Origin of the sequence: Rhabdaerophilum sp. SD176 (genome assembly GCF_030143245.1) — a bacterium.
In the GTDB taxonomy this organism is placed as follows: domain Bacteria; phylum Pseudomonadota; class Alphaproteobacteria; order Rhizobiales; family Beijerinckiaceae; genus Rhabdaerophilum.
This window is the reverse complement of the sequence record NZ_JARJNS010000002.1, coordinates 528600-542686: the sequence shown is the minus strand read 5'-3', so window position 1 is coordinate 542686 and position 14087 is coordinate 528600. Positions and strand designations below refer to the sequence as shown.

Genomic DNA, 14087 nt, shown 5'->3' with positions numbered 1-14087 from the left:
GAATGGACGGATGCGACCGGAAAGGTTGCCATGGCCAGAGCGTCGTCCCGCCTGAGACAACACCAGGAAGACATGCGGCCCGCCCGCATGATGGCCCGGCTCTGCCGGGTCTTGGTGTTTCTGCTGGGCCTGGTCCTGCCGCAGGCGATCCTCGCCGCCACAAACGCGCCGGAAGGCAGCCAGAAGCTGATGCTCGAGGTCTTCATCAACGGAGACCCAACCAACCTGATCGCCGAATTCCACCGCCGCCCGGATGGACGCTTCCTGTCGAAGCGCTCGGAACTCCGCGAGATCGGCGTCGCCGTGCCCAAGGGCAATGACCAGGACCTGATCGAGCTGGAGACGATCCCCGGCTTCGGCCTGCGCTATGACGAGCCGGCCCAGAAGCTCCATGTCAGCCTGACCCCGGAAATGCGGCTCGCGAAGGATTACGACGCCAACGAAGCGGTCGGCCACGTCACGCAGGAGAAGATCGGCGTTTCGGGCGATTTCGGCTCGGTGCTGAACTACAATCTCTACGGAACATCGACCCGCGGCTACACGCAATCGACCAAGATCTTCAATACCGGCTCGGTCACGCTCGATCACCGCGCCTTCTCGCCCGTGGGCGTACTCCAGAACACGGCGATTGCCGGAACCACGCTCGCGAAGAAGGGCATCCTCAGGCTCGAATCCTCGTTCGTCTATGCCCATCCGGAAACCATGACGCTGGTCACTGCCGGCGATGCCATCAGCGGCGGGCTGAACTGGACGCGCCCCGTCCGCTACGGTGGCGGCCAGATCAGCCGCCAATTCTCGCTCCGGCCGGACCTCGTCACCGCCCCGCTGCCGAGCGTCAGCGGCAGTGCGGCCGTGCCCTCGACGGTGGAAGTCTATGTCGACAATATCCGTGTCGCCAGCCGCGACGTCGGGGCCGGCCCGTTCCGGCTCAACAACATCCCGGTTCCGGGCGAGTCCGGTACGGCGCGGGTTGTCGTGCGCGATGTGACAGGCCGCGAGACGGTGACGAGCGTGCCCTTCTTCACGTCATCGAAGCTGCTGGATGCAGGCCAGTTCGATTATTCGCTCGATGGCGGCGTACCGCGCTACAATTATGCGACCGAATCCTTCGATTACGGCCGAAAATGGATTGGCATGGGCACGGTCCGCTACGGGCTGACCGAGAAGCTGACGCTTGAAGGCCATGCCGAGGCGACGCCCGGCCTCGTCAATGGCGGAGCGGGAGTCACATTCGGCTACGAGAAACTCGGCCTGTTCAGCGTTGCCGGCGCGGCGAGCTGGCATCGCGATGCGCTTGGCGGCCTCTTCAATGCGAGCTGGCAGAACACGATCCGCGGGATCTTCATCGGTGTCGGCACACAGAGGACCTTTGGCCGCTATGAGGATGTCGCCTCGGTCACCGCGCGCCAGGTCAAGCCCGACCCGAGCGGCGATCTTGTGGATTCCGGCTTCTTCGTGCTCAACCGGTCAGCCCGGATGCCGAAGGCGATCGACCGCTTCACCATGGGTGTGCCGCTGCCGAAATGGAACGCCTCGATGGCGGCGAGCTTCGTCAATCTCGAGCGCGCCGATGGCGAGAAATCGCATCTCCTGAGCCTGACCTATTCGCAAACGTTCAAGAAGAAATACAACCTGTTCGTCTCGGCCTATTCCGATCTCGCCGATAACCGGCAAGCCGGGATCAGCGCCGGCCTGTCTTTCTCGCTCGGGGATGACATCATCCTCACCAGTTCGATCACAGGCGGTCGGGACACGCGCAGTGCCAGTTTCGAGGCGATCCGGCCGCTGGGCACGAAGACCCATGATTATGGCTGGCGCGCCTATACCAACGAGGGGACAAACATGCAGCGCGGCGCCAGCGCCGTCTATCGCAACCCCTGGGCGCAGATCGGCGCGGGGATCCAGCAGGATGATAGTTTCGTCGGCGGGTTTGCCGAACTCGACAGCGCGATCGTGGCCAATACGAGCGGTGTCTTCCCGAGCCGCCGTGTCAGCGATGCCTTCGCGATCGTCGATGCCGGTGCGCCGGGTGTCGAGGTCCTGCACGAGAACCGCCCGGTTGCGACCACGAACTGGTTCGGCAAGGCCGTTGTGCCGGACCTGCGCTCCTTCCAGCGCTCGAAGATCGCCATCTCGCCGGAAACCGTGCCGGCCGGCAACCATGTCACCCTGACCGAACAGGATGTCATCCCGGGCTTCCGCGGCTCGAGCACGGTCCGGGTGAAGACGATCGCGGCGCAGGATACGGCCCGGATCCAGCTCCAGGACGAAAAGGGTGAGGCGATCCCGATCGGCGCGATCGTCACCCATGCCGAAACCGGCACAACCTACACGATAGGCTATGGCGGCATGATCTTCATCCCGGGTATCGGGGATTCAAACACGCTCGTGGTGCAGCATGGCGACAGGACCTGTCAGGCCAGCTTCACCCGCGAGGACCGCAAGGGGCCGACCGGAAGGGTCGGGCCCCTGGCATGCAAGGGAGAGTGAAATGCGGCGCCATGTCTATGGAATCCTGGTCCTGCTTGTTCTGGCCCTGTGCGGGACAGCCCAGGCCCAGACCTGCACGATCACCCGGCCGGCCACGATCAATTTCGGCACGGTGGACGTGCTGCTGAATGCCCCGGTCGATATCACCGCCACGATCTCGGTGAGTTGCACAGGCACGGCCAACCAGACCGTGCGCGTCTGCCTCAATCTGGGCGATCCGAATTCAGGCACCGTGGGCGGCGTACGTCGGGCGATCAGCGGGGCCAATGTCCTGACCTACCAGTTCTACACAGACCCCTCCCGGACGGTAAAGTGGAGCAGCTGGGTGACGGGCGGCGCCGGCGTCGAGGTTCTTGTCCCACTCAATGCGTCCGGCACCTCGACCCCCGTTGCCTTGACCATGTATGGCCGCGTCTTTGCTGGCCAGCAGACGGTTCGTGCGGCCACCTATTCCGCGAATTTCAGCGGCGCCTTCACGCATCAGCGCAGCCGCTATACCTCGACCGGGCAGCTCTGCCCGGCCATGACCACGGGTACGCTGCGCTGGAACTTCCGGATGCGGGCCATTGTGCCGAAGAAATGCGTCGTCACTTCAGCGACGCTGAATTTCGGCAACCCCTCCGCGTTGACGGCCAACATCGATGCCTCGACGAATATCGGTGTCGCCTGCTCGACGGCCCTTCCCTACAGGATCCAGCTCGGGGCAGGCCTCTCGGGCGCGACAAACCCGACCCTTCGCCGCATGACGAAAGGCGCCGAGTTCGTGACCTACGGCCTCTACAGGGATGCGGCAAGAAGCCTTCCCTGGGGCTGGACTCTCAACACCAATACCCTGTCGGGCACGGGCACGGGCAACACCGTTGCAGTACCCGTCTATGGCCGCGTGCCCGTGCAGACGACGCCGACACCGGGCGTCTACACCGACACGGTTGTCATCACCGTAAATTACTGAGGCGCCCCCGGCGCGAAAGCATCCCAGCCGAGCCGCCACCGCATGACGGTGGTGATCCAGCAGGCCAGCGCGAAGAGCACGGCCAGAACCGGGAAGGCCTGCGGCCACAGGCACATCGCGACGAAAACCGCGATGGTCTCGGCACCCTCGGTCAGCCCGCCGAGATAGTAGATGCCCTTGCGGGGAAAGGCCGTGCTGGTCATGCCGCGCCGGGCAGCGAGGACCGCGAAGGCAAGGAAGGACGATCCTGTCCCCATGAAGGCGGCCAGCAGGAAAGCCGCTGGGAGTGCGTTGGCCGCCGGATCGGATAGCGCAAAGCCGAGCACGACGAGCCCGTAAAAGGCGAAATCCAGTGCGATATCGAGAAAGGCCCCGCGATCGGTCGGGCCCTGGAGCCGCGCAACTGCGCCATCGAGACCATCCGCGACCCGGTTCGCAAGGATGAAGGCCAGGGCGAGGCCATGGGCACCTGCGGCCAGTGCCGGCACGGCGAGCGCGCCCGCCACAAACCCGGCAAGCGTGATGGCTTCCGCCCGGACGCCGTGCGCGGCAAGCCACCGGGCTGCCGGTCCGAGGACAGGCTGAATCACCCCCTGCAGGCGGGCATCGAACATTCTCTCGGACTCCCGGTTGATTGCAGCTCCGCTCCTATCATATCTGGATGGATTGAGCCCTGCCTGCCCTGCCTTGTCATGCTGCCGCCACGATCAAGAGATCGTGTAGTGGCTTCATTCCTGGCCGCATCGGCATGCAGGTATCCGACGAACCGACTCTCCCGGAGGACCCGATGATCCGCTTTTCCGTAAACGGGCAGCAACAGGAGCTCGATCTCGAGACCGACATGCCGCTGCTCTGGGCACTGCGGGACGGAATCGGGCTGACCGGCACGAAATATGGCTGCGGGCAGGCCCTGTGCGGCGCCTGCACCGTCCTGGTTGATGGCCAGCCGACACGCTCGTGCCAGATCAGGCTGCTCGATGTTGCCGGCCGGCAGATCACGACCATCGAGGGCGCCAGCGGCAAGGTCGCCGAAGCGGTCCAGCAGGCCTGGACCCGGCTCGACGTTCCGCAATGCGGCTATTGCCAATCCGGACAGGTTCTTGCCGCCATCAGCCTGCTGACGGAGAACCGCCGCCCGACCGATGCCGATATCGACGCCGCCTTGTCCGGCAATCTCTGTCGCTGCGCCACCTATGCCCGCATCCGTGCCGCCGTGCACGAAGCTGCGCGCGCCCTCGCCTAAGAGACGGAGCCATTGATGATCCCGCGTTTCCTCGCTGACAGGGCCTTGAAGGATCCGGTCGCCTCACGCCGCGGCTTCCTGCTCGGCGCAGCTGCCGTAACCGGCGGCCTGATGATCGGCTTCGCACCCCGCACCGCAAAGGCGCAGGCACGAGCCGGGCAGAACCCCTTCGCCGGCTACATCCGGATCGGCACCGACAATACGGTCACGATCTTCTCCGCCCATATGGATATGGGCCAGGGCATCTATCACGGCATCGCAACACTGGTGAACGAGGAGCTGATGGCCGATTGGGCCCAGATCCGCGTCGAGGGCGGCTGGGGCAATCCTGGTCTCTACGGCAATGTCGGCTGGGGCGGCGCCGTGCAGGGCACGGGCGGCTCCACCGGCACGCCCTCCTCGTACGACCGCTATCGCCGCGCCGGCGCGGCGGCGCGTCTCATGCTGGTCCAGGCTGCGGCGCAGGAATGGAATGTGCCTGCAGCCGAGATCGAGGTCGAGAAGGGCATGCTGCGCCACAAGGCGCGCTACATGAGCTTCGGCAATGTCGTCGCCCGGGCCGCCGCCCTGCCGGTTCCGCAGGACGTGCCGCTCAAGAAGCCGGAAGACTGGATCTATATCGGCAAGGATCGCCAGATCCTCCGGAAATATGACAGCCTTGCCAAGTCGACGGGCCGTCAGAATTTCACGATCGATATCCGCCTGCCGGGCCTGCTCACCGCCGTGATGATCCATCCGCCACGTTTCGGCGCAAAGGTCCGGGCCGTCGATGCCACGCGCGCGAAGGCCATGCGCGGGGTGGTGGATGTCGTGCAGGTGCCGCGTGGCGTCGCGGTGGTCGCCGACAATATGTGGCGCGCACTGAAGGCCCGCGAGGCCGTCACGGTCGATTGGGACGAAAGCGGTGCCGAAACCCGCTCGACCACCGAGATCATGGCTGGCTATCACGCGCTGGCGAAGCAGCCGGGCAAGGCCGTCGCCACCGATACCGGCAATGTCGGTTCCGCTTTCGCTTCGGCCGCAAAGGTGCTGGAGGCAACCTTCGAATTCCCCTATCTCGCCCATGCCGCGCTCGAGCCGATGAATGCCATCGCCCGGATCGAGAATGGCCGCGTCGAGGTCTGGGGTGGGCACCAGATGCCGGATGTCTACCAGGCCATCGCGGCGGGCATTGCCGGCGTGACACCGGACAAGGTGACGCTCCATGTCATGAAGACCGGCGGCGGCTTTGGCCGGCGCGCCGTGATCGATGGCGACGTGATTGCCGAGGCCGTCTCCGTGTCGAAGGCCATCGGCGGGCGGCCCGTGCGCGTGCAATGGACCCGCGAGGATGACATGCGCGCCGGGCGCTACCGGCCCGCCTATGTCCACTACCTGAAGGCCGGGCTGGATGCGGCGGGCAATGTCGTCGGCTGGCAGAATCATATTGTCGGCCAGTCCATCGTCAGCGGCACGCCTTTCGAGGCCGGCATGGTGAAGAACGGCGTCGATGTCACCTCGGTCGAGGGCGCATCCGAACTGCCCTATGCCTTCCCGAACATGCGCGTGGAACTCACCACCACGACCACCGGCGTGCCGGTACTCTGGTGGCGAGCGGTGGGCTCCACCCACACGGCCTATGCGGTCGAGACCTTCATTGACGAACTCGCCGTCGCTGCCGGCAAGGACCCCGTTGCCTTCCGGCTCGACCTGCTGAAGGACCATCCCCGCCACGCCGCCGTGCTGAAACTCGCGGCCGAAAAGGCCGGCTGGGACCAGCCCCTGCCACCGGGCCGGTTCCGCGGCGTCGCGCTGGCGGAATCCTTCGACACGATCGTCGCGGAGATCGCCGAAATCTCCGTCGAGGGCAACCAGCCGAAGGTCCATCGTGTCACCTGCGCCGTGGATTGCGGCATCGCCGTCAACCCGGACAATGTCCGCGCGCAGATGGAGGGCGGCATCGGCTTCGGCCTCGGCGCCATTCTGAAATCCCGCATCACGCTGGATCAGGGCCGCGTCGTCGAAGGAAATTTCGACGGCTACGAAGTGCTGCGTCTCGACGAGATGCCGGCTGTCGATGTGCATATCCTGCCCTCGACCGAGGCGCCGACCGGTGTGGGCGAACCGGGCGTGCCGCCGATCGGCCCGGCGGTGGCGAACGCCTATTTCGCGGCCACGAAACGCCGGATCCGCGCTTTGCCCTTCAACCGCCCGGAAAACAGCTGAAATCCGGCCGGGCTACATACAGGCATCATGCTGGCTCAGGCGTCATGCCCGATGAACCCGCCGGATTGCCGCGCCCAGAGATCGGCATAGATGCCGCCCCGGCGGATGAGTTCCGCATGGCTGCCTTCCTCGACCACCCGGCCCTGATCGACCACCACGAGGCGATCCATCGCCGCGATGGTCGAGAGGCGGTGGGCAATGGCGATGACGGTCTTGCCATGCACGAGCAGGCCGAGACTTTCCTGGATCGCGGCCTCGATCTCCGAGTCAAGCGCCGAGGTCGCCTCGTCCAGAACGATGACCGGCGCATCCTTGAGAAACACGCGCGCGATCGCGATGCGCTGGCGCTGCCCGCCGGAAAGCTTTACTCCCCGTTCGCCGACCTGCGCCTCGTAACCGCGCTTTCCCTTCGAATCGACAAGGTCGCGGATGAAACCATCGGCATGGGCGGCCTTGGCCGCGGCGATAACACGGGAATCCGGCGCATCCGGCCGGCCGTAGCGGATATTCTCCGCCACCGAGCGATGCAGCAACGCCGTATCCTGCGTTACCACCGCGATCTGTGCGCGCAAGGATTCCTGCGCAACCTCGCCGATATCACGCCCGTCGATCAGGATGCGGCCTGACCGGACATCGTAGAGCCTGAGCAGAAGCGAGACGAGGGTGCTCTTCCCCGCCCCGGACCGGCCGACGATCCCCACCTTCTCGCCCGGCCGGATCTGCAGCGAAAGCCCGTCCAGCGCATTGCGGCCATTGCCGTAATCGAAGGTCACCGCCTCGAAACGGATCTCGCCCCGGACCGGGGCGAGCGGCGGCGCGCCAGGTCTGTCCAGCACGGTCAGCGGCTGCGAAAGCAGGCCGGCGCCGTCGCGCACGGTGCCGAGCGCCTCGAACAGCGCCGAGGTCTCCCAGAGGATCCATTGCGACATGCCCTGCAGCCTCAGCGCCAAAGCAATGGCCACGGCAATCGCGCCGATGCTGACAATCTCGGCATGCCAGAGCAGGACAGAAAGGCCGGCCAGGGCTGCGAGCATGACGAAGTTCTGCAGGTGCAGCAGCGAATTGAGCACGGTCACCAGCCGCATCTGCCGATGCACGGTGCCCAGGAAGGGCGCCATGCTCTCGCGGGCATAATCCGCCTCGGCGCGCGAATGGGCGAAAAGCTTCACTGTGGCCATGTTGGTGTAGCTGTCGACAATCCGGCCCGTCATCCGGGCGCGCGCATCGGCCTGCGCCTCGGAGATCCGCCCCAGTTTCGGGATGAATACCACCAGCGTGAGCACATAGGTGCCGGCCCAGACGAAAAGCGGCGCGGCGAGCCGCCAGTCGGCGCTGGCGAGATAGACAAGGGCAGCCAGCACATAGACTGCGAAATAGACGAGGACATCACACATCTTCGTCGTCGCCTCGCGCACGGCCAGCGCGGTTTGCATAACGGTCGTCGCGATCCGGCCGGCCATGTCGTTCTGGAAGAAGGTGAGGCTCTGTTCGAGCAGGTAGCGATGGGCGAGCCAGCGCACGCGCATCGGGAAGTTGCCGGCCATACCCTGATGGAACACGAATTCCCAGAGCAGGTGCAAAGCCGGCGCCACCAATGCGATCAGCACCAGCATGCCCGCGAGCATCCAGCCATTGCGCTCGAAAAACCCCTCGCGGCTCTCCCGCGCCAGCCAGTCGACCAGCGTGCCGATCATCGAGAAGATCGACACCTCCACCACCGCGATCAGCGCGGAAAGGAGCGTGATGACGGCCAGCAGCTTCCAGACCGGCCGGATGTAGTGCCAGAGGAAAGCCGCAAGCCCGGGCGGTGGCATACCCGGCCTCGCGGCCGGGAACGGATCAAGCAAGGATTCAAACCAGCGGAACATGCGGGCTGGCTTACCCGCCTTTCATGTCCGCTCAAAGACCACGCATCACGGATCCTGACAGGAAATGTCAGCGACCTTGCTGCGCCCGCCAGACCTCGAACTCGGCCTTCGTGCCGGGATCGGTCGGCGGGTAGAGCCCGAGGATCGAGCGGCCACCCTGAACCTTCTCCAGCACGAAATCCTCGAAGGCCGTCATCTCGACAGCCTCGTCGGCGATCTCCGCCGCGATCCCCGCGGGGATCACAATCACGCCTTCGCGGTCACCGACCACCACATCGCCCGGCCAGACCGGCACGTCGCCGCAGCCGATCGGCACATTGATATCGAGCGCCTGATGCAGGGTGAGATTGGTCGGGGCCGAGGGCCGGTTATGATAGGCCGGAAACGGCATCTCGGCGATTTCCGGGCTGTCGCGGAAGCCGCCATCCGTCACGACGCCGGCTGCCCCGCGCACCATCAGCCGCGTCACGAGAATCGAGCCAGCGGAAGCAGCGCGGGCATCCTTTCGGCTGTCCATGACCAGCACCGCGCCAGGCGGACATTCCTCCACCGCCTTGCGCTGCGGATGCGCCCGGTCCTGGAAGACGGTGATCGGGTTGAGGTCCTCCCGCGCGGGAATGTAACGCAGGGTGAAGGCCTCGCCGACCATGTTGGGCAGGTTCGGGTTGAGCGGCCGCACATCCTGCAGGAACTGGTTGCGCAGCCCGCGCTTGAACAGGGCCGTACAGAGCGTCGCGGTGGAAACACCGAGGAGTTTCTGGCGGATCGCGGGCGTGAGAGCAGACATGGCAGGCCTCAGAAGATCACCGGCTCGCTGACAGGCGCGCCGAATTCGGTTTCAAGGAAGTCGAAATCGCAGCCCTGATCGGCCTGCTTGATATGGCGCGAGAACATCCAGCCATAACCACGCTCGTAGCGCGGCGGCGGCGGCACGAGGGCAGCCCGGCGGGCGGCCAGTTCCTCATCCGGCACATCGAGCGATATCGTCCGGTTCGGCACATCGATCGTGATCCGGTCGCCGGTTTTCACCAGCGCCAGCGGCCCGCCGATATAGCTTTCCGGCGCGACATGGAGGATGCAGGCACCATAGGAGGTGCCGCTCATCCGTGCATCGGAGAGGCGCACCATGTCGCGCACGCCCTGCTTGAGCAGCTTCTTCGGGATCGGGAGCATGCCCCATTCCGGCATGCCCGGCCCGCCGAGCGGCCCGGCATTGCGCAAAACGAGGATCGTATCTTCGGTCACGTCAAGATCCTCGCGGTCTATATTGGCCTTGAGCGCGGGGTAATCGTCAAAGACGAGGGCCGGCCCGGAATGCGTGAGGAATTTCTGCGCGCAGGCCGAGGGCTTCATCACGCAGCCATCCGGCGCGAGATTGCCCTTCAGCACGGCCAGCGCGCCCTCCTTGTAGATCGGGTTGTCGAGCGGGCGGATCACGTCATCGTTGAAAACCTGCGCCCCTTCGAGGCTTTCGACCCAGCTCTTGCCGGTGACATTGATCTGGCTGAGGTCGAGCATCGGCTTCAGCCGTGACATCAGGCCCAGCAATCCGCCGGCGAAGTAGAAATCCTCCATCAGATAGGTGCTGCCCGAGGGCCGGATATTGGCGATGACCGGCACATGGCGGCTGGTCGCATCGAAATCCGCGAGGCCGATCCGGTGCCCGGCGCGGCGCGCCATCGCCAGCACATGGATGACGGCATTGGTCGAGCAGCCCATCGCCATCGCCACCACGATGGCATTGCGATAGGCCTGCTCGGTCTGGATCTTTGCCGGCGTGAGATCTTCCCACACCATGTCGACAATCCGCCGCCCGGCTTCCGAGCACATCCGGATATGGTTCGCATCCGCCGCAAGGATGCTCGAACTGCCGGGCAGCGTCATCCCGATCGCATCGGCCAAAGCCGTCATCGTCGCCGCCGTGCCCATCGTCATGCAGACGCCATAGGACCGCGCGATGCCGGTCTGCATCTCGTTCCAGTCGCGGTCGGTGATCGTGCCGGCGCGCCGCTCGTCCCAGTATTTCCAGAGATCGGAGCCCGAACCCAGCGCCTTGCCCTGCCAGTTTCCGCGCAGCATCGGCCCGGCCGGCACGAAGATCGCCGGGACATTGGCGCTGGTCGCGCCGAGCAGCAGGCCCGGCGTGGTCTTGTCGCAGCCACCCATCAGCACCACGCCATCGACAGGCTGCGAGCGGATCAGCTCCTCGGTCTCCATCGCCAGGAAGTTGCGATAGAGCATCGTCGTCGGCTTGACGGTGCTTTCGGACAGCGAGATCGCCGGCAGCTCAACCGGGAAGCCCCCGCCCATCAGCACGCCGCGCTTCACATCCTCCACCCGCGTCTTGAAATGGGCGTGGCATTGGGCGAAATCCGACCAGGTATTGATGATGCCGATGATCGGCCGGCCTTTGAACTCGTCATCGGCAAAGCCCATCTGGTTCATGCGGCTGCGATGGCCGAAGGAACGCAGGTCATCCGGGGCGAACCAGCGCTGCGAACGCAGGTCCTCGAGCTTTTTGCGGGTCATGCCTGTCTCCGGCGGGTCATTCGGCGGCGGCGGCGCGGGCACGCCAGCCCTCGAGGATACGCGCGAGATCCGCCCGCTCCTGAGGGTTGAGTTCGGGCAATCCCGGCAGGCGCACCGGTCCCACCTTGTGGCCCATCAGCCCCATCGCTTCCTTGACCACGGTCACATTGGCGCCGTTACCGTATTTCGTCCGCATCGCCTCGAACCCGGCAATCGCATCGACGAGCGCCCGGGCCTTGGGGTAATCGCCCGCCTCCAGGGCGGCCCAGATCGCCAGCGAGCGCTCCGGCGCGACATTGACGAGGCCCGAGGTGAAGCCCCGTGCCCCCAGCGCATGGAACGGCGCGGCCCAGCCCTCGGCCAGACCACAGATCCAGATGGCCTTGCTGCCGGCGCTGGCGCGGATGCATTCGGCCAGCAGCATCAGGTTCGTCGACGCGAACTTGACGCCCGCCACATTGACATGGGTCGCCACCCGCACGAGGTCCGCCACGCCGATCGCATCGGAACGGATATAGGCCACCACCGGTAGAGGTACCGCATCAGCAATGGCGCGGATGTAATCGGCCTGTGATTGCGGCGCAGCGAACGGATCGAGCGGGTGATGCACCATCACCGCATCGCAGCCGGCTGTCGCCGCCGCCTTGCCGAGCGCGACGGCCTCGCGCAGCGAACGGCCGATCCCCGCGGTGACCTTCGCCTTGCCGGCCGCTGCCTCTGCCGCGACGGCATGGCTCCGCTCGATCTCGGCCATGGTCATGGGATAGAACTCGCCGGTATTCCCCGCCGAGACGATATTGTGGATGCCGGCTTCCGCGATGCTGCGCGCAACGGCAGCGACGCCCGGCCAGTCCGGTTCGCCATCAGGCGTGTAGGGCGTGACATGCACGCCCGAAATGCCGCGCAGGGCAGCCACCATCGCTTCACTCGACATAGTCGCGGTCCTCGAGTCCGGTGCCAAAGACATGGTTCAGGAAGTGGCGGGCCGAACGCAGGATATGCTGGCGCATTTCCCGCTCGGCATGATCGGCATCGCGCGCGGCAATCGCACGGGCAATCGCGCTGTGCTCGCGGAACCCGGCGCGGCGCTCCTCGAGATCGCCGAGAACCGCGAGACGCCGCGCATGGTCATACATGCGCTGGCTGTCCAGCCGGCTCTGGAGATAGTCACATTGGGCAATGGTCGAGATCGCGCCATGGAACCGCTCGTTGAGCGCGACGATCTCCTCGAGATCGCCATGCTCGGTCGCATGCTCCATCCGGCCGACCAATCCGGCCAGATCGGCAGAGGCGCTCCCGTCGATGCGGCGTGCAGCGATCGCCGCGATCACGCCCTCGACGGCGGCACGGGCCATCGCCATCTCGTAGGCACGGCGCGGGCCGAACAGCACGAACACGCCACGGCGCGCTTCGATCCGCACCAGCCCTTCGCCTTCCAGCATCCGGAGCGCATCCTTGACCGGTGTGGTGCTGATCCGCAGCAGGTCGGCCAGTTCGCGTTCGTGCAGGCGGTCGCCCTCACGGAACCGCCCAGCGATGATCAGCCCGCGCAGCCGTTCATGCACATGCTCGCGCAGGCTCCTGAGCAGATGCGGATCCACCGGCTCGATGCCGGCCCCCGGCTCGCTCGCGCCATCGCGATGATCCCTGTCCATGCCCGCCTCGCTGACTACCTCCGGCAGAAACAGCATGTTTCATACTAAACTGCAATCTGAAATTTCAGATTTCAATTGCCTTCGAGGCATGATACGGACGGGGCCGGAGCAAATCACAACCGCCGGTCGAACGGCGGATCCGATGAGGAGGAACGTCGATGAAAGCCCTGTCGAAAACCCTGTTCGGCCTGATGGCCATGGCAATCCTGCCCGGCACTGCCCTGGCGCAGGCAGAGTATCCCTCGAAGACGGTGACGATCGTCGTGCCCTTCGCGGCAGGCGGAACCACGGATATGCTGGGCCGCATCCTCGCCGATCGGCTTAGCCAGCGCCTCAAGGCAACTTTCATCGTCGAGAACAAGGCCGGTGCCGGCGGCAATATCGGCGTGGCCTCGGTCGCAAAATCAACTCCGGATGGCTACACGCTCGGTATGGGCACGGTCTCGACGCATTCGATCAATCCGAATGTCTACAAGGCTATGCCCTATGACCATGTGAAGGATTTCATCCCGCTCTCGCTGGTTGCCTCGGTGCCGAACATCCTTCTGGTCAACCCGGAGGTGAAGGCGAACACCGTGCCTGAACTCGTGGCCTTCCTGAAATCCGAACCGGGCAAGCATGCCTTCGCCTCGTCCGGGGCCGGCACCTCGATCCATCTTGCCGGCGAATTGTTCAAGCTCGCCTCCGGCACGGACATCATCCATGTGCCCTATCGCTCCAGCGGCCAGATCACCAATGACCTGCTGGCCGGCAAGATCCTGATGACCTTCGACAACATCACCGTCGCCTGGCCGCATGTGCAGGCCGGCAAGCTGAAGGCCCTCGCCACTGCCACACCGGCGCGGCTGCCCTTCGCCAAGGACATGCCGGCGATGAGCGAGTTCTATCCCGGCTTTGCCGCCACCTCCTGGCATGGCATCTTTGCGCCTGCCGGCACGCCCAAGGCGATTGCCGACAAGCTGACGGCGGAGATCCAGGCGATCCTGCGCGAGCCGGAAACGATGGAAAAGCTGACCAAGGTCGGCGTCACGCCGATCGGTTCGACTCAGGCGGAATTCGCCAGTCACATCGCCAGTGAAACCGCCCGCTGGAAGGATGTTGCCGCCAAGGCGAAGATCAAGCTCGACTGAGCCTTCTCACCGATA

11 protein-coding genes are annotated in these 14087 nt (G+C 65.2%); 5 read left to right on the top strand and 6 right to left on the bottom strand.

The window, feature by feature from the left end; all coding sequences use genetic code 11:
- Positions 1-72: 72 nt before the first annotated feature.
- The gene (locus P0652_RS06405; RefSeq protein WP_284177934.1) at positions 73-2490 is read left to right on the top strand and encodes a fimbria/pilus outer membrane usher protein; all 2418 of its coding nucleotides are present in this window, start codon (positions 73-75) and stop codon (positions 2488-2490) included.
- 1 nt (position 2491) lies between these two features.
- Entirely contained in the window at positions 2492-3442 is a 951-nt protein-coding gene (locus P0652_RS06400; protein ID WP_284177933.1) for a Csu type fimbrial protein, read from the top strand.
- Here P0652_RS06400 and P0652_RS06395 read toward each other — a convergent pair.
- A complete protein-coding gene (locus P0652_RS06395; protein WP_284177932.1) occupies positions 3436-4056 on the bottom strand; it encodes a CDP-alcohol phosphatidyltransferase family protein in 621 nt (206 codons plus the stop codon). The genes P0652_RS06400 and P0652_RS06395 overlap by 7 nt on opposite strands.
- Before the next feature lie 173 nt (positions 4057-4229).
- Here P0652_RS06395 and P0652_RS06390 point away from each other — a divergent pair, with 173 nt between their 5' ends.
- Both P0652_RS06390 and P0652_RS06385 read left to right on the top strand, forming a co-directional pair.
- The gene (locus tag P0652_RS06390) at positions 4230-4685 is read left to right on the top strand and encodes a (2Fe-2S)-binding protein (RefSeq protein ID WP_284177931.1); all 456 of its coding nucleotides are present in this window, start codon (positions 4230-4232) and stop codon (positions 4683-4685) included.
- Between the two features lie 15 nt (positions 4686-4700).
- Entirely contained in the window at positions 4701-6890 is a 2190-nt protein-coding gene (locus P0652_RS06385; protein WP_284177930.1) for a xanthine dehydrogenase family protein molybdopterin-binding subunit, read from the top strand.
- A gap of 35 nt (positions 6891-6925) precedes the next feature.
- Here the strand turns inward: P0652_RS06385 and P0652_RS06380 are convergent, their stop codons facing one another.
- From P0652_RS06380 to P0652_RS06360, 5 genes are all read right to left on the bottom strand, one after another.
- Positions 6926-8758, bottom strand: a complete 1833-nt coding sequence (locus tag P0652_RS06380; RefSeq protein WP_284177929.1) for an ABC transporter ATP-binding protein — start codon at positions 8756-8758, stop codon at positions 6926-6928.
- Positions 8759-8825: 67 nt separating this feature from the next.
- Complete coding sequence (locus P0652_RS06375; RefSeq protein ID WP_284177928.1) at positions 8826-9545, bottom strand: ribonuclease activity regulator RraA; 720 nt, start codon at positions 9543-9545, stop codon at positions 8826-8828.
- Between the two features lie 8 nt (positions 9546-9553).
- Positions 9554-11287, bottom strand: a complete 1734-nt coding sequence (gene araD, locus P0652_RS06370) for an L-arabinonate dehydratase (protein ID WP_284177927.1) — start codon at positions 11285-11287, stop codon at positions 9554-9556.
- A gap of 16 nt (positions 11288-11303) precedes the next feature.
- Positions 11304-12221: a dihydrodipicolinate synthase family protein gene (locus P0652_RS06365; protein WP_284177926.1), complete on the bottom strand. Its 918-nt coding sequence runs from the start codon at positions 12219-12221 to the stop codon at positions 11304-11306.
- On the bottom strand, positions 12211-12978 hold the full coding sequence (locus tag P0652_RS06360; protein WP_284177925.1) for a GntR family transcriptional regulator: 768 nt from the start codon (positions 12976-12978) through the stop codon (positions 12211-12213). Before P0652_RS06360 ends, P0652_RS06365 begins: the two co-directional genes overlap by 11 nt.
- Positions 12979-13100: 122 nt before the next feature.
- Here P0652_RS06360 and P0652_RS06355 point away from each other — a divergent pair, with 122 nt between their 5' ends.
- Positions 13101-14072: a Bug family tripartite tricarboxylate transporter substrate binding protein gene (locus tag P0652_RS06355; protein WP_284177924.1), complete on the top strand. Its 972-nt coding sequence runs from the start codon at positions 13101-13103 to the stop codon at positions 14070-14072.
- The last annotated feature ends 15 nt before the right edge of the window (positions 14073-14087 follow it).